Annotated in this window: 17 protein-coding genes and 1 other RNA gene; 5 read left to right on the forward strand and 13 right to left on the reverse strand. The window is 64.8% G+C overall.

The genetic code is table 11. From position 1 onward, the window contains the following. Window positions 1–18 precede the first annotated feature (18 nt). The 5 genes from LC083_RS10730 to LC083_RS10750 are packed head-to-tail and all read right to left on the reverse strand — an operon-like array spanning window position 19 to window position 3,524. Complete coding sequence (locus LC083_RS10730) at window positions 19–801, reverse strand: SDR family oxidoreductase (RefSeq protein WP_226700379.1); 783 nt, start codon at window positions 799–801, stop codon at window positions 19–21. A 4-nt stretch (window positions 802–805) separates the two neighbouring features. Beyond that, window positions 806–1,378, reverse strand: coding sequence for an NUDIX hydrolase (locus LC083_RS10735; protein WP_226700380.1), 573 nt, complete (start codon window positions 1,376–1,378; stop codon window positions 806–808). Window positions 1,379–1,387: 9 nt separating this feature from the next. Further along, window positions 1,388–2,062 (reverse strand): TPM domain-containing protein, encoded by a 675-nt coding sequence (locus LC083_RS10740; RefSeq protein WP_226700381.1) that lies wholly within the window; start codon window positions 2,060–2,062, stop codon window positions 1,388–1,390. After that, window positions 2,062–2,883, reverse strand: a complete 822-nt coding sequence (locus LC083_RS10745; RefSeq protein ID WP_226700382.1) for a TPM domain-containing protein — start codon at window positions 2,881–2,883, stop codon at window positions 2,062–2,064. Before LC083_RS10745 ends, LC083_RS10740 begins: the two co-directional genes overlap by 1 nt. 20 nt (window positions 2,884–2,903) lie before the next feature. Next, the gene (locus LC083_RS10750) at window positions 2,904–3,524 is read right to left on the reverse strand and encodes a LemA family protein (RefSeq protein WP_226700383.1); all 621 of its coding nucleotides are present in this window, start codon (window positions 3,522–3,524) and stop codon (window positions 2,904–2,906) included. A gap of 143 nt (window positions 3,525–3,667) precedes the next feature. On the opposite strand from LC083_RS10750, the gene mscL reads away from it, so the two are divergent. Both mscL and ssrA read left to right on the forward strand, forming a co-directional pair. Next, window positions 3,668–4,102, forward strand: coding sequence for a large conductance mechanosensitive channel protein MscL (mscL, locus tag LC083_RS10755; RefSeq protein WP_226700384.1), 435 nt, complete (start codon window positions 3,668–3,670; stop codon window positions 4,100–4,102). Window positions 4,103–4,139: 37 nt separating this feature from the next. Continuing rightward, window positions 4,140–4,485, forward strand: a transfer-messenger RNA (tmRNA) gene (gene ssrA, locus LC083_RS10760). 55 nt (window positions 4,486–4,540) lie between these two features. On the opposite strand, the gene LC083_RS10765 is transcribed toward ssrA, so the two are convergent. The 4 genes from LC083_RS10765 to LC083_RS10780 all read right to left on the reverse strand — a co-directional run bounded on the left by LC083_RS10765 (window position 4,541) and on the right by LC083_RS10780 (window position 8,408). After that, window positions 4,541–4,792 (reverse strand): hypothetical protein, encoded by a 252-nt coding sequence (locus LC083_RS10765; RefSeq protein ID WP_160606322.1) that lies wholly within the window; start codon window positions 4,790–4,792, stop codon window positions 4,541–4,543. Window positions 4,793–4,939: 147 nt separating this feature from the next. Next, window positions 4,940–6,190, reverse strand: a complete 1,251-nt coding sequence (locus LC083_RS10770; protein WP_226700385.1) for an N-succinylarginine dihydrolase — start codon at window positions 6,188–6,190, stop codon at window positions 4,940–4,942. After that, window positions 6,187–7,203 carry an arginine N-succinyltransferase gene (locus LC083_RS10775; protein WP_226700386.1) on the reverse strand — a complete coding sequence of 339 codons (1,017 nt, stop codon included), beginning with the start codon at window positions 7,201–7,203 and terminating at the stop codon, window positions 6,187–6,189. Before LC083_RS10775 ends, LC083_RS10770 begins: the two co-directional genes overlap by 4 nt. Continuing rightward, window positions 7,200–8,408 (reverse strand): hydrolase, encoded by a 1,209-nt coding sequence (locus LC083_RS10780; RefSeq protein ID WP_226700387.1) that lies wholly within the window; start codon window positions 8,406–8,408, stop codon window positions 7,200–7,202. Before LC083_RS10780 ends, LC083_RS10775 begins: the two co-directional genes overlap by 4 nt. A gap of 129 nt (window positions 8,409–8,537) precedes the next feature. On the opposite strand from LC083_RS10780, the gene LC083_RS10785 reads away from it, so the two are divergent. From LC083_RS10785 to LC083_RS10795, 3 genes are read left to right on the forward strand one after another with little or no spacing between them, the layout of a single operon-like run. Beyond that, window positions 8,538–10,631, forward strand: coding sequence for a malate synthase G (locus tag LC083_RS10785; protein ID WP_226700388.1), 2,094 nt, complete (start codon window positions 8,538–8,540; stop codon window positions 10,629–10,631). A gap of 24 nt (window positions 10,632–10,655) precedes the next feature. Continuing rightward, window positions 10,656–11,180 (forward strand): hypothetical protein, encoded by a 525-nt coding sequence (locus LC083_RS10790; protein ID WP_226700389.1) that lies wholly within the window; start codon window positions 10,656–10,658, stop codon window positions 11,178–11,180. A 59-nt stretch (window positions 11,181–11,239) separates the two neighbouring features. Then, window positions 11,240–12,016: a DUF2189 domain-containing protein gene (locus LC083_RS10795; RefSeq protein WP_226700390.1), complete on the forward strand. Its 777-nt coding sequence runs from the start codon at window positions 11,240–11,242 to the stop codon at window positions 12,014–12,016. Here the strand turns inward: LC083_RS10795 and rsmA are convergent. From rsmA to LC083_RS10815, 4 genes are all read right to left on the reverse strand, one after another. Next, on the reverse strand, window positions 12,013–12,837 hold the full coding sequence (gene rsmA / locus LC083_RS10800) for a 16S rRNA (adenine(1518)-N(6)/adenine(1519)-N(6))-dimethyltransferase RsmA (protein ID WP_226700391.1): 825 nt from the start codon (window positions 12,835–12,837) through the stop codon (window positions 12,013–12,015). The genes LC083_RS10795 and rsmA overlap by 4 nt on opposite strands. Then, on the reverse strand, window positions 12,830–13,810 hold the full coding sequence (pdxA, locus tag LC083_RS10805) for a 4-hydroxythreonine-4-phosphate dehydrogenase PdxA (RefSeq protein WP_413469455.1): 981 nt from the start codon (window positions 13,808–13,810) through the stop codon (window positions 12,830–12,832). The genes rsmA and pdxA overlap by 8 nt, the downstream gene beginning before the upstream one ends. A 29-nt stretch (window positions 13,811–13,839) precedes the next feature. Further along, on the reverse strand, window positions 13,840–15,192 hold the full coding sequence (locus tag LC083_RS10810; protein ID WP_224832200.1) for a peptidylprolyl isomerase: 1,353 nt from the start codon (window positions 15,190–15,192) through the stop codon (window positions 13,840–13,842). A 145-nt stretch (window positions 15,193–15,337) separates the two neighbouring features. After that, on the reverse strand, window positions 15,338–17,692 hold the full coding sequence (locus tag LC083_RS10815) for an LPS-assembly protein LptD (protein ID WP_226700393.1): 2,355 nt from the start codon (window positions 17,690–17,692) through the stop codon (window positions 15,338–15,340). Between the last annotated feature and the right edge of the window lie 88 nt (window positions 17,693–17,780).

The raw sequence follows: 17,780 nt of genomic DNA on the forward strand, positions 1-17,780 counted from the left end.
ACCTGCCCGCCGTGCGGGTCACATGGCCGAAATGCCGCCGTCCAGCTTGAGTTCGGCCCCGGTCATGAAACGGCTCTCGTCACTGGCGAGGTAAACGACCGCGTTGGCGATATCGTTCGGCTCGCCAACGAATTTGAGCGGGATCTGCCGGGCGAGTTTTTCCAGCAGCACATCCTTGTCCAGCCCCGAATGCCGCGCCGTCCCGTCGAGGATCGGCGTGTCGACGAAGGTGGGGTGGATCGAATTGCAGCGGATCTGCATCTGCTTCTTGGCGCAGTGGAGCGCGATCGATTTCGACAGCATCCACACCGCGGCCTTCGACGCATTGTAGGCCGGCATGGTGTCGCTGGCGATCAGGCCCGCAATTGACGAGATGTTGATGATCGACCCTGGCGCGTGTTCGCGCATCAGGGGCAGGGCTTTCTGGCAGCCGTGGAAGATCGAATCCACATTGACCGAGAAGCAGCGCTTCCAGTCCTCGAAATCGCAGGTCTCGATATTGCCCGCTACGCCGATCCCGGCATTGTTGACGAGCACGTTGAGGCCGCCGAGTTCCGCATCGGCCGTTTCGACCGCGCGCTCCCAATCATCGGGATTGGTCACGTCGTGCTGGATGCCGTAGGCATGGCCGGCACCCATTTCCTCGACGATTTCGGCAGCGGTAGCTTGCGCCCCGTCGCCATTGATATCGGTGCACAGGACCCGCGCGCCTTCTTCCGCCAGCCGCTTGGCATGGGCCCGTCCAAGACCCTGCGCCGCCCCCGTCACCAGGGCCAGCTTGCCCGCACACCGTCCTGCCATGTTCCTATTCTCCCGTGAGTAATCCGGCGGATGCCATCAGCATGGCGATCCTTACGTCGACACCGTGACCCATCGCGCGCCAGCGGGCAACGAATTCCGCAAGTCCCGTGCGCGGAACGCGGTGCACGACAATATCCTCGCTATCGGTTCCGCCGCCGTCGCCGACTTTTTCCAGGCCTTGCGCGCGCAGCAGGGTGAAGCTTTCGCTGACCATGCCGGGCGAGGAATAGAATTCGCCCAAATTTTCCATCCGCGCGGCGCGGTAGCCGGTTTCCTCTTCCAGCTCGCGGCCTGCGGCAGCCTCCGGGCTTTCGCCGCTCTTGCCTTCGTCGTCACCAATAAGGCCGGCGGGAATTTCCAGGCAGATACGCCCGAGCGGCACGCGGTATTGCGATACGAGGATGACATGATCCTCGTCGTCGATCGCGATGATGGCAGCCGCACGGATGCCGCGGGACCGGCTGGCATATTCCCAGCGTCCGCGGCGCTTCGTGGTAACGAACCGCCCCTGCCACATGATTTCTTCAGGCTTGTCGGCGTCCGCGTCGCGGCCCGGCACTTCGATGTTTTCGGCCATGGGCCGTCCCTATACCTCGATGAGGCGGTCGGGCAATTCGTTCAGGTCTTCATCGCCGCGTGGGAAGTGTTCGGCCAGCACGACGCCGACATCGCGCACGCCTGCCGCAAGGCCTTCCGCGATGCGACCTTGCTTAATTTCGGCGAGCATGTCGGCCATGGCTTCGCCCCAAACCTCGGCGGGGACGATCGCGGCGATCGCTTCGTCGGCGACGATCTCCGCGCGGTGTTCGCGCATCGAGAGGTAGAGGAGGACGCCCGTGCGGCCATGCGTCCGCCGTTCCGCCCCGACCTTGAAATGCTTTATCGCGGCATCGCGGACGCGCTGGCGCTTAACGGGCGAGGGGATGAGAGCGAACTTGACCGCCTGGATCAAATGCACGGAAATCACCGCGAGGAATACGATCAGGCCGAAACCGGTGAGGAGGGCAAAGGATTCGCCGAGCGTCGGCTCGGCAGCCCAGGCCCCGGCGAAGGCGATACGCAGGTCGAGGAAAACGTCGGGAAAAAGTGCGAAAACGCTCATGGCGGTGAATGCCATAGTGGCTGCCCACCATAGCGCCACGTCGGTATAGCCGTCTGACCTGTCGGCAAGGACCGGCACGATTTCCCCGCAAGTCGAGAGTTCGGCGGTTCGAACCGCCTCGGTCACGATCCGGTGCTGAGCTTCGTCGAGATATCGCATCACCAGCCCCCCGAGGCGCCGCCGCCATTGAAACCGCCGCCTCCGCCGCCGAAACCACCGAAGCCGCCACCGCCGCCTCCCCAGCCACCGCCGCGCCCGCCATCTTCAAGCCCGCGCACGACGGCCTTGCCGACTTCCCACAGGATGATGTCGCGGGCGGTATCGCCCCACGGGCCCCGGCTATAACGGCGCGCCTTGCGACCGCCCCGCAGCATGGGGAGGATGAAGAAGAAGAATATGAAGGCCAGCCAGATGAACCCGCCCAGCGGGAAGCTGCCTTCGGTTTCGCGCTGGGCTTCGGATGCGGCTTCCGCTTCCGCTATCGCGGCTGCGTCGACCGGGTCGATGGCCAGGCGCTCGATGATCTGGTCCACCGCACCGTTGATCCCGCCAGGAAAATCGCCTTCGCGGAAAGCCGGGCGCATGGTGTCGCGGATGATCCGGCCCGCGGATATGTCGGTCAGCACGCCTTGAACACCGCGCGCGGTCTTGATCGCCATCTGGCGGTCGTCACGCGCGATGTAGACGAGAACGCCTTTTTCCGTCTCCGCACCGCCGATGTCCCAGTATTCGGCGAGATCGCGCGAATAGAGGTCGATATCGCGCCCGCCGGTCGTCGGTTCCGTCGCGACGACCACGGCATTGCCCGTGGCGAGATTGTATTCGGTCAGCCGTGCCGCCAGCGCCTCTTCCTCGGCTGCAGGCAGGAGGTCGGCCGCATCGTAAACAGGGCCATCGGGCCTCGCCGGGAAATCCTGCGCCAGCGCAGGCGACGCGAGCGCCGCCAGCACCAGAGCAAGCAAGAGGATCACGCGTTGCATGACGCTTGGCTCCGCAGCGATCAGTTTTCGCTGTTCGCCGGGTCCATGTCGCCGAAGTCGACCGTGGGAGCGCTCTGCGCCGCAGCATCGGCCTGGAAGGTTTCCATCGGTTCGGCGCCGTGGATGATCTTCGCACCGATGATGTCGGGGAAGGTGCGGATCGTCGTGTTATACCCCTGCACCGCTTCGTTGTAGCGGGTGCGGGCGTTGTCGATCCGGTTTTCCGTGCCTTCCAGCGCGACCATCAGGTCGGCGAAACGCTGCTGGCTCTGCAGTTCGGGGTAGCGTTCGACGACGACCATCAGGCGCGACAGCGCGCTGCCGAGATTGCCCTGCGCCTGTTCGAATGCGCGGAACTTCTGCGCATCGCCGAGCTCGTTGGCATTGATCGTGGTCGAGGTGGCCTGCGCGCGGGCCTCGATCACCTGGGTGAGGATTTCCTCTTCCGAATTGGCTGCGGCGCGAACGGTCGACACCAGGTTCGGGACGAGGTCGGCGCGGCGCTGGTAGGCGCTCTGCACGTCGGCCCAGCGCGCCTTGGCGTTTTCTTCCGCCGTGGGCACCGAATTGATCCCGCAAGCGGACACGGCCATCGCGAAGGCCGCCACCAGGGCGACACGGAAAGCGGCAAGACGTTTCATCGAAGAATCCCCTTCTGAAGACTGTTTTACATAGATAGCACGCCGCGCTGTGCATTCAAGGATTGCGGGGGCTTGTCGCATGGCTGCGCAACTGGCAGAAAACTGCGGTTTTCAGCGGTTAAGCGTGGGAGGGACTGTAAATCATGCTCAAGGACTTCAAGGACTTCATTGCCAAGGGCAATGTGATCGACTTGGCCGTCGCGGTCATTATCGCAGGGGCCTTCGGCACGATCGTCGCCTCGCTGACCGACGACATCATCATGCCGTTCGTGGGCGCGATTTTCGGCGGAGCCGACTTCTCGAACTACTTCATCCTGCTGAGCACGCCGGAAGGCTACGAAGGCTCGATGACCGACTATGCCGCCCTCAAGGAAGCGGGTGCAGCCATGATCGGTTACGGCAGCTTCATTACCGCGATCATCAACTTCCTGATCCTGTCTTTCATCATCTTCCTGCTGGTGCGCTATGCCAAGAAGGTGATGGCCGAATTCGAGGAAAAGCAGGACGAAGCGCCTGCCGGCCCGACCGAGATCGAACTGCTCACCGAAATCCGGGATGAACTGAAGAAGCGCAGCTGACGCAATGGGGCGGGGCGAAGCGATTTCGTCCCGCCGCTCACTTCACATTAAGCCTCGCGTCGCTATATAGGGCCTGCCGGTTTCGGCCGGCTATGGCGATAAACTGCGCCGTGCAATAGGTACAACGGACCCGGGGGCAGTACCCGGCGGCTCCACCACAACCCGCGGAAAACACGCGGTTTCTGACGGGGCCGAACCAGGATCGACGTGTGCTGAAAGACGGTGTTTTTGCCCGGGCTGAGTAACCCGTAAAACTGTTCACAACACATAAGTGCCAACGACAACGAAGCACTCGCTCTCGCAGCGTAATCTGACGGCCTAACGGCCTGATCTTACAAAGCTAAAGCGCGGTTGGACCCACCGGGCAACAGAAGCGGATTCCGGGGCTCCGGGGGTAGCTAGCAACAGAAACCCCCACCTTCGCTCAAATGTATCGGATTATTCGCTGTCTTCGGCAGCTTCCGCAGCCTCACGCGCTTCCGTTTCGTAGCGGATAGCGTCGAGGATCTTCGCCCCGCCAAGGAAGACGGCACCGGCGGTTGCTGCGAACAGGAGATAGCCGCCAACGCCAGGATATTCCTGCGTGTAGTGCGCACCGCGCGTCATGGCACCAAGCGCAAGGCCATAGATGATCAGATACGCTTCGAAGCGCGTCTTGATCACGAACAGCCGTTTGAACTTGGTCCACATGGGGCCGGTCTACTCCTCTTGCTTAACCTTTCGATCAGCAAAACCTGTGCCAGCGACGCAGGCCTGCGGGATGCAATGGTTAATGCAACGAGGAGTGTAAGCCCGCCCGACAAAGCGAGTCCAGCGCGTTAACTCTGTAGCGGCTGCTTATGCGAGAGTGTCCAAGGATAGGACAGTCAGCAATGCCTCACGCGCCTCGACAACCGTTTTCGCCAGCGCATCGGTGCCGATATCGGCGGGATCGATCTGTTCGGGCCAGGTTTCGGCGATGACCGCCTCGATCCTGTCGGCCTTCATCTCGTCGAGCATGAAGCGCGGATCGACCGTGGCCGGATCGGCCACGACGCGCAGGCGCAGGCAGGCCGGGCCGCCGCCGTTTGCCATCGACTGTTTCACATCGACTGGAATGACCTGGCGGATCGGGCCATTGGAAGCGAGCATCTGCTCGCACCAGTCCCAGACGCTGGCGCTGTCCCGGCACTCGGTCGGGACGACCAGCGCCATCTCGCCCGTCGGCAGCGTGAGAAGCTGGGCGTTGAAGAGGTAGCTGCGGATCGCTTCGTCGAGGCTGACGGCGCTTTCGGGCACCTCCACCACCTGCAGCGCAGGGAAAGCGGCTGCGATGGCGTCATAGGCGCCCTGGCGGTCGGCAAAGGCGCGCTCGTGCGTGAACAGCACGCGCTCGTTCGCGACCGAGACCACGTCATTATGGAACGCACCGGCTTCGATCGCTTCCGGGTTCTGCTCGATGAAGACACATTTTGCCGGGTCGAGTCCGTGGATGCGTGCGACCGCGCGGCTGGCTTGTTCGTGCTGGCGGGCCGGGAATTTGCCGCCCTGCCGGCCATAGACGAAGACCTCCACGCCCTCGCTGCCGTGCCCTTCGCAGAAGCGCATGTGGTTGGCCGCGCCCTCGTCGCCGAAGGTCGGCAGGACCGCGTCATGGACCGCGAAATGCTCGCGGTTGCCGAAGGCGATGTCGAGTTGGGCCTTGGTGTCGCGCCATTCTTGCGCGCGGTGGGCCATGGTCACGAGATTGGCAGGCGTCAGGTGGCAGCGTCCGTCGGCCGTGTCGGGTGCGGGGCTGACAGTCGCCGCATTGGCCGTCCACATGCTCGATGCCGACCAGGCCGCAGCAAGCAACTGGCGCGGTGCCGATGCGTCGATCGCGAGATCGCGGATGAGGCCGAAGTTGGGGCGAGGCAGAGGCAGGAGGAAGCCCTGCGCAAGGTCGCGCTCCATATTGCCGCGCATCTTGGCGACACCCTGCAGCGCCGCGGCGCGCGGATAGGACACGTCCCCGCCATGGCTGGCGCTGGCGATATTGCCGAGGCTGAGGCCGGCGTAATTGTGCGAGGGGCCGACGATGCCGTCGAAATTGATCTCGACCAGGCTCATCGCGCCACGCTCCATACTTCGTCGCCGCTTCCGACGCCGAGCGTTTCGGCGGCGTTTGCATCGATCGAGATGCTCCCGTCCTCGCCGAACTCGCGCAGGCCGTAGCAGCAGCGGAACGCGTCGAGACGGCCCGTTGCAATGAGCGCCTTCTCGCCCTTTTCGAGCGTGGTTGCGGCGATCTTGGCAGCCTTGGCCTCGCGAATGCTCTTCACCTGGTCGGTGCGGGCAGTCATGGTCGGGCCGCCGTCGAAAATGTCGACGTAGCCTTCCGCGGCGAAGCCTTCGTTCTCCAGCATCCGCATGGCCGCGCGGCCGGTGGGATGCGGCACGCCGATGACCTTGCGCGCCTCGCTGTTGAGCATGGCGACGTAAACCGGATGCTTGGGCATCAGGTCCGCGATGAACTGGTTGCCGTTGATCGCGTTGAAATAGTCCGCTTCCTGAAAGTTCATCCCGAAGAACCGGCCCGCGACGCCGTCCCAGAAGGGCGAGCCGCCGCGATCGTCGATCACGCCGCGCAGTTCGGCAAGGATGCGGTCGGCAAAGCGCTTGCGGTGCATGGCGACGAAAAGGTAGCGGCTGCGTGCCAGCAGCAGGCCGAGGCCGCCTGCGCGCGCTGCCGGGTGGAGGAACAGGCCGCCGACTTCCGAAGACCCTTCGAGGTCGGTCACAAGGCTGAGGAGTTCGGCCCGCACCGTCCGGTCGAGTTCCTGGCTGTGCTGGGTCAGCGTGTTCAAGCGATAGGAATAGAACGGCCATTGCTGGCCGACCATGCTCATCAACTGGCAGGTGCCGCGCACTTCGCCGGTCTCGGTGTTTTCGAGGATCAGCACGAACTGGTCGTCGCCGATCGCATCATCCTTGCGATCGAAAGCCTTCTGCGCCCGCTCCAGCTTGCGTGTCAGGGCCGAGCGATCGGCGGGCAGGTTGGTGAAACCGCCACCGGTCAGCTTTGCCATCTCGTAGAGATGCTCCAGGTCGCCGGGTTTCGCGGCGCGCAGGCGATAGGTCACAAATGGTCTCCGGTGGAAAGCTTCGCCAGAACGAGGGCGGATAGTGCCGCGCGCTCCCTCAGCGAGGGGACGATCATGTATTCGTCCGGTGAATGGATGGCGCCGCCGCGCACGCCCATGGTGTCGACCACGGGCACGCCGGTGGCGGCGATATTGTTTCCGTCGCATACGCCGCCGCTCGGCTGCCAGCCGATCTGCTGGCCGAGCTGTGCCCCGCATTCCTTGACTAGATCGAACAGGGCTTGCGCCTTCGCGTCGACCGGCTTGGGCGGGCGGGTGACGCCGCCATGGCGATGCACGCCGACCTCGTGATCGGCCTCGATCGTGCGCAGGATCACGCCCAGCTCGCCGTCGAAGCGGTTCATGGCTTCGGTCGACTTTGGCCGGATATTGAAGCGCAGGACTGCAAGGTCGGGTACGACATTGTTCGCGCTGCCACCTTCGATCTTGGCCGGATTGACGGTGATGTCCTCGGCCTCGAGCGTCTTGATCCGCAGCACGAGATCCGACGCGGCGACGATGGCATTGCGTCCTTCGTGCGGGTTGCGCCCGGCGTGGGCGGAGCGGCCGGTAATGGTAATCGAGTAATTGCCCGTGCCGCCGCGCGCATGGGCCAAAGTGCCGTCGGGCAGGGCGGAGGGTTCGTAGGTCAGCGCGGCATATTTGCCCCGCGCCAGCTCCTCTATCAGTCCGCGGCTGGCGAGGCTGCCGGTTTCCTCGTCCGAGTTGATCATGACGTCGTAGCCGACGCGTGCGGCCCCCTCGGTCGTCTCGAAGAGCTTCAGCGCGTGGAGAATCACGTTGAGCCCGCCCTTCATGTCGGCGGTACCGGGGCCGTTGATCGTATCGTCGTCGAGCCAGCGGACTTCCTGGAACGAATGGTCGACCGGAAACACAGTGTCCATGTGGCCGGTCAGCACGAAACGGCGCTCCGCCTCGGGCCGTACGCGCAGCACCATGTGGCGGCCATGCGGTTTTTCGAATTCGCGCCCCTCGGCACTGATCGCCGTGACCGGGGCCGGATCGACCAGCTCCACCTCTCCGGGCAGCACGCTGAAAGCGTCGGCGAGCACGCCTGCCATCCGGTCGAGACCTGCGATATTGGCAGTGCCGGTATTGATCGCAGCCCAGTCCTGCACCTCGCGCAGCATGGTGTCGCCATCGACGGCGTCCAGAAGGGCTTGCGGGGCAAAATCCGGTTTCATCGGCAACGTCCTTAGTCGGGCTATTTCCAGTGTCCACCCCGTGGCTTGCATTCGTCAACCGCTGGCGGCATAGGTCAGCTCGCTCCTCCCCGGGTCCACATTGCCGCTATGCATACCCAAGGGAGTTCCATGACAGAATACGTGACGCGCGCCGGTATCGAAATCGACCCGGCGCTGGCCACCTTCATCGAAACCGATGTCCTTGCTCCGCTCGGGCGGGATGCAGGCGCTTTCTGGCAGGGTTTTGCCGCGCTGCTCGGCGAATTCGCGCCGCGCAACCGCGCGCTGCTGGCAAAGCGCGACGATTTGCAGGCGAAGATCGATGCATGGCACGCGGACCGTGCCGGCCAGAAGGTCGACCAGGGCGAATACCAGGCCTTCCTGCGCGAGATCGGCTACCTCGTCCCCGAACAGGGCGAGTTCACCATCGGTACGCAGAACGTCGATCCCGAAATCGCCACCATGGCGGGGCCGCAGCTGGTCGTGCCGATCCTCAACGCCCGCTTCCTGCTCAACGCCGCCAATGCACGCTGGGGCAGCCTCTACGATGCCTTTTACGGCACCGATGTGCTCGACGCGCCGCCTGCCAAACCCGGCGGCTATGACGAGCAGCGCGGCGCGGCGGTGATCGCTGCCGGACGCAGCTTCCTCGACGAGGCGTTGCCGCTGGTGGACCAGAGCTGGGTCGACCTCGCCAACGAGCACGACGGCAAGCTCAAGGAGGAGACCCAGTGGGTCGGGCATACCGGGAAGGGCCTGCTGTTCCGCAGCAACGGCCTCCACATCGAGGTCCAGTTCGACCGCGATCACCCGGTCGGCAGGACCGACAAGGCAGGCATTTCCGACATTGTCCTGGAAGCTGCGCTGACCACCATCGCGGACTGCGAGGATTCGGTCGCGGCGGTCGATGCCGAGGACAAGCTCATCGCCTATACCAACTGGCTCGGCATCATTCGCGGCGACCTGTCGGAAAGCTTCGAGAAGGGCGGTCGGACGCTCACGCGCATGCTGGCTGGCGACAAGACCTACACCGGGCCGGATGGCGAGGAACGCAAGCTGCCCGGTCGCAGCCTCATGTTCGTGCGCAACGTGGGCCATTTGATGACCAATCCCGCCATGCGCTGGGACGGCATGGAAATCCCCGAAGGCATCATGGATGCCGTCGTCACCAGCGCGATCGGCGCGCACGATGTCGAAGGGCTGGGCAAGTATGGCAACAGCCGCTGCGGCTCGATCTACATCGTGAAGCCCAAGATGCACGGGCCGGAGGAATGCGGTTTCACCAACGACCTGTTCGACGCGGTCGAGGACCTGCTCGGCCTGCCGCGCCACACGATCAAGGTCGGGGTGATGGACGAGGAACGCCGCACTTCGGCGAACCTCGCCGCCTGCATCCATGCGGTGAAAGACCGCATCGTATTCATCAACACCGGCTTCCTCGATCGCACCGGCGACGAGATCCACACCTCGATGCGTGCCGGACCTATGATGCGCAAGGGCGAGATGAAGTCCTCCGCCTGGCTCAAGGCATATGAAGCGCGCAATGTCGGTATCGGCCTGCGTCACGGCCTGTCGGGCCGCGCGCAGATCGGCAAGGGCATGTGGGCCGCGCCCGACCTCATGGGGCAGATGATGATCGAGAAGATCGGCCATCTGCGCGCCGGTGCCAACACCGCCTGGGTGCCGAGCCCGACTGCGGCGACGCTCCACGCGATCCATTACCACCGAGAGGACGTGTTCACGATCCAGAAGGGGCTGGGCGATGTGCCCGGTCTCGACGATTTGCTCACCATTCCGCTGGCAGAGGGTAGCAATTGGTCCGAGGCTGAAATCCGCGAGGAACTGGACAACAATTGCCAGGGCCTGCTCGGCTACGTGGTGCGCTGGATCGACCAGGGCGTGGGCTGTTCGAAGGTGCCCGACATCAACGACGTTGGCCTGATGGAAGACCGCGCAACGCTGCGCATTTCCAGCCAGCACATCGCCAACTGGCTGCTTCACGGAGTCATCTCAGAAGCGCAGGTGATGGACAGTCTGCGCCACATGGCCGCCAAGGTTGACGAACAGAACGCAGGCGATCCGTTCTACGAGCCGCTGCTGCAGAACGAGGACGGTCCGGCCTTCAGCGCGGCCAAGGACCTCATCTTCAAGGGTGTCGAACAGCCGAGCGGCTATACCGAGCCGCTCCTCCATGCTTGGCGACGGGAGAAAAAGGCGCGATAACAGGCGCCTGAGAGGAGGGGCGCCGTGGGGGACATGCTCGAAAGCATCTACATGACCGTGGTGAGCACGGTCAGCCTCGTCGGCATGTTCTTCATTCTCTATCTCATAATGCGGGCGACCACCTCGCGCTGGCGGGAGTTCGAGGCGCTCTATCCTGCGCGTGATGCCGGCAAGCCGGTCTTCACCGAGAAGGCGGGTGCGATCCGTATCGCGCAGCCGGGGTTCCGCTTCGGCCACCTGTCGGGCGATCTGAAGTCGCGCGTCTACCCGCCTGTGACCTTCGACCTCTATGCCGAGGGTCTCTCGCTGTCGGTGATGCCGCCCTTCAAATACGGCTGCCGCGACCTGTTCCTGCCGTTTGCGAAAATGACGGTCGAACCGGCCCCGTGGACGCTCGGCAAGGGCGACTACGGCTTGCGGATGGAAGGTGTCGAAGGCATCGAGATACAGGTCTACAGCACCACTATCGAAGCGCTGGCAGAGTATTCAAAAGTGCTCCGCCTGATGGTGAAAAGGGCGGACCTGCTGCGCGAACAGCGCGATACTTGATGCTGGCGGGAAGCTGTAGCAGACTACCTGCATAACGGGGTTCGCGGGGAGAGAGCTTCATGGAAGCAGCAACGGACGCGCCGATTGCGCCGGTCAGGGTGGCCAGGAACCTGAGGTTTTCGGATCTCGTGGCGGCACTGAAAGCCGGGTTCGCGGACTTCATCGCCTGTCCGCAATACGGGCTCTTTTTCGCCTCCATCTATGTCGGCGCCGGCCTGTTCCTCGCCGTGGCCCTGTTCCAATGGGGGGAGCCCCTGTGGCTCATTCCCGCCTTTGCCGGATTTCCGCTGGTGGCGCCATTCACCGCGGTCGGCCTCTACGAGGTCAGCCGCAGGCGCGAGGCGGGCGAACCGGTGAAATGGGGAGCTGTCCTCGGCGCGATCCGGGGCAAGGGCGATGAACAGCTCATCATGATGGGCGGCATCGTCTTCGTGGCCTTCAGCTTCTGGATGATCATCGCCCACGGCATCTTCGCGATTTTCATGGCGGAATCGGGCGTGGGGGAATCGCTGGAGGCGTTCACGACGCCTGCCGGCATGGCGATGCTGGCGGTCGGCACGCTGGTCGGCGCGATACTGGCGCTGGCATTCTACGCGGTGACGGTGATGAGCCTGCCGATGCTGGTCGACCGGGAAGTCGATTTCCTGACGGCAATCATCACCAGCCTTGCCGCGTTCCGGTCGAACCGGCCGATGCTGGTTATCTGGGCGGCGATCATCGCCATTGCGCTGATGGCTGCGATGATCCCGGCATTCCTGGGCCTGTTGGTCCTGCTGCCCGTTTTCGGACACGCGACCTGGCACCTCTACCGCCGCACCGTGCGCGACGCGGATTAGTTCGTAAGGGCGCGCGCCAGTTCGACGAATTCCGCGACCGACAGTGTTTCCGCACGGCGCTGGGGATCGATGCCGATCGTCTCGAGCGCCTCCACCGCGCCTGGCACGCCCTTGAGGCTCTGGCGCAGCATCTTGCGGCGCTGGCCAAAGGCGGCTTCCGTCAGCCGTTCGAGCACGCGAGCGGAGACGCCCTCGGGCATGGTGCCGGGCACCACATGGACGATCGCGCTCATCACCTTGGGCGGCGGGGTAAAGGCGCTGCGGTGCACTTTCATCGCCATCTTCGCCTCCGCGCGCCACTGCGCGAGCACGGCAAGGCGGCCGTAGGCCGAACCGCCGGCCTGCCCGACGATACGCTGGGCCACTTCCTGCTGGAACATCAGCGTCAGGCTGGTCCAGAGCGGCGGCCATTCCTCGCCGCCGAGCCAGCGCACGAACAGCGCGGTGCCGACGTTGTAGGGCAGGTTCGATAGGACCGCGAAGGGCTCGCCGCCCATCAGCTCCGCATGGTCGATTTTCAGCGCGTCGCCTTCGATGACGCGGAGCTGGCCGGGGAACGCCTCACCGAGTTCGGCCAGCGCGGGAAGGCACCGGCGGTCCATCTCGATGGCAGTGACGCGCGCACCGGCTCTCAGCAGGGCGCGGGTCAGGCCTCCGGGACCGGGGCCGACTTCGAGGACCTGCTTGCCGGACAGGTCGCCGGGGATAGCCGCGATCCGGTCGAGCAATTGCTCGTCGAACAGGAAGTTCTGGCCGAGCGCCTTCGACGCGGACAGGCCGTGACGCGCGATGACTTCGCGCAAGGGGGGCAGGTCAGCCATGCGCCGCGCGCCTGCGTGCCATGTCGCCCGCCATGCGCAGCGCCGCGATCATCGCACCCGGATCGGCCAGGCCTTTGCCCGCGATGTCGAAGGCGGTGCCATGGTCGGGGCTCGTGCGCACGATCGGCAGGCCGAGCGTCACATTGACGCCCTCGTCGAAATCGAGCGCCTTGAGCGGGATGAGCGCCTGGTCGTGATACATGGCAAGCGCCGCGTCATAGGACTTGCGCGCGCGGGGCGTGAACAGCGCATCACCGGGGTGTGGGCCGGTCACTTCGAGCCCTTCGGCGCGCAAGCGAGCGACGGCAGGCACAATGATCCGCTGTTCCTCGTCGCCGAACCGTCCGTCCTCGCCCGCATGAGGGTTGAGACCGCAGACCGCCAGCCTCGGGTTTTCGATGCCGAAATCGCGTTCGAGAGCAGCGTGGACGATGCGCGCGCGGTGGCTGATGAGGTCCTCGCTCAGCTTCCCCGGCACTTCGGACAGCGCGCAATGGACGGTCAGCGGTACGGCGCGCAGGCTCGGCCCCGCAAGCATCATCACCGCATCGCGCTGGTCGAGCCCGCAGGCGGCGGCAAGATATTCCGTCTGGCCCGGATGGTCGAAGCCCACGCGCGCCAGTTCACCCTTGGCGATCGGCGCGGTGACGACTGCGCCTGCCGCGCCGCGCAGAGCCAGCCCGGTCGCCTGCTCCAGCGAATGCAGGGCAAGGCGCGCGCCGCCTTCTTCAGGCTGGCCTGCGCGAAAAGGCGCATCCTCCAGCCCGAGCACAGGCAGCGCGCGGTCGAAGACCTGTGCTGCATATTCCGGCCTCGCGATCCGCTCGACCGGCACCGAAAGGCCGCGTGAATGCGCTGCGGCACCAAGCACGCCTGCGCCGCCCGTAACGAAGAAGGGCGCAAGTCCTTCTGCCCGGCGGTTAGACCAGGCTGCGGCGATGATTTCCGGCCCGATCCCCGCAGGGTCGCCCAAGGATACGGCGAGGGGGAGCGGGGCGGGCGTCAATTATATTCGATATAGGCGTCGTTGCGCAGGTCGCGCAGGTAACGCTGCGCGGCGCGGTTGATACGCTCGTCCTCGATCTGCTGCATCAGCGTGTCGAAGTCCGGACCGGCCTGCACTTCGGGATCGTCCCGGCCGCACAACATGAGCACGCGCACGCCATCCTTCGCATCGCCGAAGGGCGGGGTCATTTCGCCGATGTTGAGGTTGAGGATCAGCTGCTGGAGCTGCTCGGGAAGCGCGCGGGCACGCAGCTGGTCGTTGTCGACCACGCTGGCACCGATTGAATCCGCGATCTCGTTCGCGCTGCCGCAACCGCGCATGGTTTCGAGGCCCTGCAGGAAGCCCTGCAGCTTGGCTTCGTTCTGCGCCTGGGTCGCGTTCGGGTCGAACTGGATCTGGATCTGCTTCAGGCTCAGCATCGCATCGCGCGGATCGGCGGTAAGCACCTGGCGCTTCTCGATCAGGTAGAGGATCGAATAGCCGCCCGGAATGGCGATCGGGCCGACCAGCTGGCCGGGCTGCATTTCCCGCGCGACGGCTTCGAGCTGTGCGTTCTTGAGCTGCGGCAGGCGGATCCAGCCAAGGTCGCCGCCAACGGCAGCGGTGGACGCTTCGGAGAACTGGCGCGCATAGGCGACGAAGCTGCCGCCCTGGCGAAGCTGTTCCACGATCTTCATCGCGTTGGCTTCGACTGCGGCCTGGTTTTCAGGCGTTGCCGAGAGGTAGATTTCGCCAAGGCGGTATTCCTCGGTGCCCTTCGAGGCTTCGAGGCGCTGCATCAGCTCGTTCACTTCTTCGGCCGACACGTTCACGAAGAAAGCGACCTTCTGGCGCAGCAGGCGCTGCCAGGCGAGTTCGCCGTGGATCTGGCGCTTGAGCGAGGCCGGCGCGGAGCCGATGGAGCGCAGGTAGCTGTCCATTTCCGCGAGCGGGCGTTCGTTCTGCGCGGCGAGACGCGCGTAGGTCTGGTCGATTTCGGCCTGCTCGATCTTGATGTCCTCGGCTTCGGCAGCCTGGATCTGCAGAGTTTCATCGATGAGATTGCGCAGGACCTGAGCGCGCACGCGCTGCATTTCCTCGGGCGACATCTCGCCCCGGCTCGCATCGACGAGCAGCGCCACGCGCTGGTCGAGATCGGTACCGGTGATGACGTGGCCGTTCACCACCGCGGTCGCCTTGCGGACGTTGGGGTCGGGATTGGTCAGCATGGTGACCTGCTGCGGCAGGTCGAGCGTGTTCGCGGTCACGCTGGCTTGCGCAAGCAGTCCTGCCGGGCTGGCAGCGAAGGCAAGTGCGGCGGCGACCGGTGCGGCAGCGCCGCAATATTTGGCAAGCAGTTTTGCGTTCACGCGTCTCAAATCCAGTTGCGGCGCGGCCAGCGCGCCCGGGTAGTTCCGGCCTTTGCCGCACAGCGGCTTAACCGTAGCTGATTGGTGGGCGCGGATAGCGCGTTTGCTCCGCGCTGCCAACCACGCCCGGCCCAGCGATCACCGCCTATCTGAAGCCGAGGTTCTTGAGGCTGAAATAGAGCTGGAAGGTATCGCCGCGTTCCGCGTCGCCGGCGGACACGTAATCGCGCCGCCAAGTCAGGCCCATTTCGAGGCAATCGTCCTGGTAGGCGACGCCGAGGCGCGTGCGGATCGGCTGGAAACCGTCGCTCGATAGGGTCGGGTCCTCTTCGCGATTGGTGAGGTTGAACACGCCCGATCCGAAGACCGACCAGTAATTGGCGATCGAGACGCGGGCAGCCGCGCGCAATTCCTCGCGGTCCTGGAGATCTTCCACCGTCGTGATGTCGCGGTTGAGGCGCAGATAGCCGACTTCCATGTAGGTCTTGCTCGACCCGAACGTGGCATCGAGTTCGTTGCGGCGGACGGCGAGGTTGTCCTTGTCGAGCCGGAACCGGTGGGTGAATTTCACGAAGTCGCGGAAGCGCAGTTCCGTGCGGCCCACAATGTCGCTGACACGTTCGGACAGGCCCGTGCCGTCGGGGAATATCTCGCGGTCGGCATCGAGACGATAGGACTGGCCGAGGGTCGTCTTGATCTCCCAGCCAGGGCGGCGCAGCTCCCAGTCGAAGCCATAGGTCACGCGCGCGCCGTCCTCGACCCGGTCGTACCCGGGGAAGCGGTTGAGCGCGAAGAGGTTCGAATCTTCCAGGTCGATCGCGCGCGCATCCTCGTTCGGAATGGCAAGGTTCCGGATCGGCGGCGTGGCGACCAGCTGGACGCGCGGGGTGAATACCTGCGTTCCGCCGAAAAGTTCGCCGACGAAAGGCCATTGCACGTCGATCGCGCCCAGCGCCACTCCGCGTGCCTGCCAGCCGGTATCACCGCGATAGGAGACGGTCTGGGTCAGGTCGTTGTGGTCGGAATGGTAGACATCGCCGCGCAGCATGCCGGTGACCGTCACCACCTGTCCCATGCCGGTTACGCGCCTGAGGTCCCATTGCGCCTTGGCAAAGGCGCGCTGCGTGTCCTGTCCGATGTCGCGCGTGATGGCGAGCGTATTGGCCTGCAGCAGGACATTGCCGCCCAGCACCGGATCGTCGAGCTTGAGCCGGTAATCGAGCACGGGCAGGGCGATGGGCACCTGCCCCTGGTCCTGGTTCAGCCGCAGCGTCTGCGTCGCCCAGCCGGCAAGCGAGAAATAGGAATTGCGGTCGATCCGTTCCAGTTCGACCATGGACCGCAAGCGGTCGTCCCGGCTGATGTCGTAACGGCGCAGGAAAGTCCGGTCGCTGGCGAGCCGGATCGAACTCGTCAGGCTCCATTCCGGGGTGAACTGGAATGTGCCGTTGGCAAAGACGTAACCACGCGCCTCGCTGTCGAAGGACTCATTGCTTCCGGCAGCGGTCAGGCGGCGGCTGTGCGTGGCATAGCCGGTGATCTGGTAGGCGCCCTTGTCGGTCAGGTGGCGCCATTGCGCGGAAACCATGGGCGGCGCTTCGGTGAAGACATAGCCCGAAACCGTCAGGTCCTTGCTGTCGTCGAAGCGGATGTAATAGCTACCCGAAACCTCGACGCCGTTGCTTTCCGAAATCCGCAGGTCGGGCACCAGGAATCCGCTGACCGCACCGCCATCGGTCCGGATGGCAAGGCCCGGAAGCGGCAGCAGCCGGGCACCGAACAGTTCGAGGTAGGCGCCCCGGAAACGCACGCGCGAATCGGCTGGGTCGTAGATCACCCGCTCGGCGGTGATGCGCCAGCTGGGCTCCTTCGGGCAGCCGTCCGGCGATACCACTGCGCAGGCGCTATAGGCGGCCTGTTCCAGCGAGATGGTGCCGTCGGTCTCGCGAATCCCGCGATTGGCGGCAAGCCGTCCGCCCTGGCGCAGGGCCAGGAGCAGGTTCTCCAGCGCGCCGGCCTCGAATTCGTCGGTCAATTCGACCTGGTCGGCGAAGAGCTGGTTGCCGTTGTCGTCGACGAAGCGGACGTTGCCGGTGGCGACGATGACGCCGGTGCGCCTGCTCCAGCTGACGCTGTCGGCGCGCACCGACCGTTCGCCAGAGCGAAGCACCACATTGCCTTGGGCCGTGACGATTTCCGCGTCGGCATCATAGCTCAGGATATCGGAAGCAAAGGCGATCTGCCGTTCGCCTGCCTCGTTGAATTCGGGGCCGGGCGGCGGGTCGAGCTCGCTGGCCGGATCGAGCAGATCTACCTCGCGATCGAGCGGGGGCGGCAGGTCGCTCGGCGCGTCGCCCTGCGGCTCCTCGACCGTGCCGGTCCCGGTCGCCGCTCCGTCCTGCGCAGCCAGCGGCGTTGCCGCCATGAGCGCAACAAGGCCCGCACCTGTCCCCAGGGCGTGCAACAGGGCAGGGCGCGAAGTCCGGGGGTGCTGGCGCATGGCTTGCCTATCGCACCGCCCACGCCTAATCGCAATCGCCATCCTTGGCGGCCCGGCAGCGAGCGAAAGGGCCGCTTCAGACAGATTT

This window comes from Qipengyuania gaetbuli (genome assembly GCF_020524765.1).
GTDB lineage: Bacteria > Pseudomonadota > Alphaproteobacteria > Sphingomonadales > Sphingomonadaceae > Qipengyuania > Qipengyuania gaetbuli_A.

What these genes read in the sequence shown, in the direction of transcription:
- LC083_RS10730 (WP_226700379.1), bottom strand. Translation starts at nt 801, where the DNA reads ATGGCAGGACGGTGTGCGGGCAAGCTGGCCCTGGTGACGGGGGCGGCG.
- LC083_RS10735 (WP_226700380.1), bottom strand. Translation starts at nt 1,378, where the DNA reads ATGGCCGAAAACATCGAAGTGCCGGGCCGCGACGCGGACGCCGACAAG.
- LC083_RS10740 (WP_226700381.1), bottom strand. Translation starts at nt 2,062, where the DNA reads ATGCGATATCTCGACGAAGCTCAGCACCGGATCGTGACCGAGGCGGTT.
- LC083_RS10745 (WP_226700382.1), bottom strand. Translation starts at nt 2,883, where the DNA reads ATGCAACGCGTGATCCTCTTGCTTGCTCTGGTGCTGGCGGCGCTCGCG.
- LC083_RS10750 (WP_226700383.1), bottom strand. Translation starts at nt 3,524, where the DNA reads ATGAAACGTCTTGCCGCTTTCCGTGTCGCCCTGGTGGCGGCCTTCGCG.
- mscL (WP_226700384.1), top strand. Translation starts at nt 3,668, where the DNA reads ATGCTCAAGGACTTCAAGGACTTCATTGCCAAGGGCAATGTGATCGAC.
- LC083_RS10765 (WP_160606322.1), bottom strand. Translation starts at nt 4,792, where the DNA reads ATGTGGACCAAGTTCAAACGGCTGTTCGTGATCAAGACGCGCTTCGAA.
- LC083_RS10770 (WP_226700385.1), bottom strand. Translation starts at nt 6,190, where the DNA reads ATGAGCCTGGTCGAGATCAATTTCGACGGCATCGTCGGCCCCTCGCAC.
- LC083_RS10780 (WP_226700387.1), bottom strand. Translation starts at nt 8,408, where the DNA reads ATGAAACCGGATTTTGCCCCGCAAGCCCTTCTGGACGCCGTCGATGGC.
- LC083_RS10785 (WP_226700388.1), top strand. Translation starts at nt 8,538, where the DNA reads ATGACAGAATACGTGACGCGCGCCGGTATCGAAATCGACCCGGCGCTG.
- LC083_RS10795 (WP_226700390.1), top strand. Translation starts at nt 11,240, where the DNA reads ATGGAAGCAGCAACGGACGCGCCGATTGCGCCGGTCAGGGTGGCCAGG.
- rsmA (WP_226700391.1), bottom strand. Translation starts at nt 12,837, where the DNA reads ATGGCTGACCTGCCCCCCTTGCGCGAAGTCATCGCGCGTCACGGCCTG.
- LC083_RS10815 (WP_226700393.1), bottom strand. Translation starts at nt 17,692, where the DNA reads ATGCGCCAGCACCCCCGGACTTCGCGCCCTGCCCTGTTGCACGCCCTG.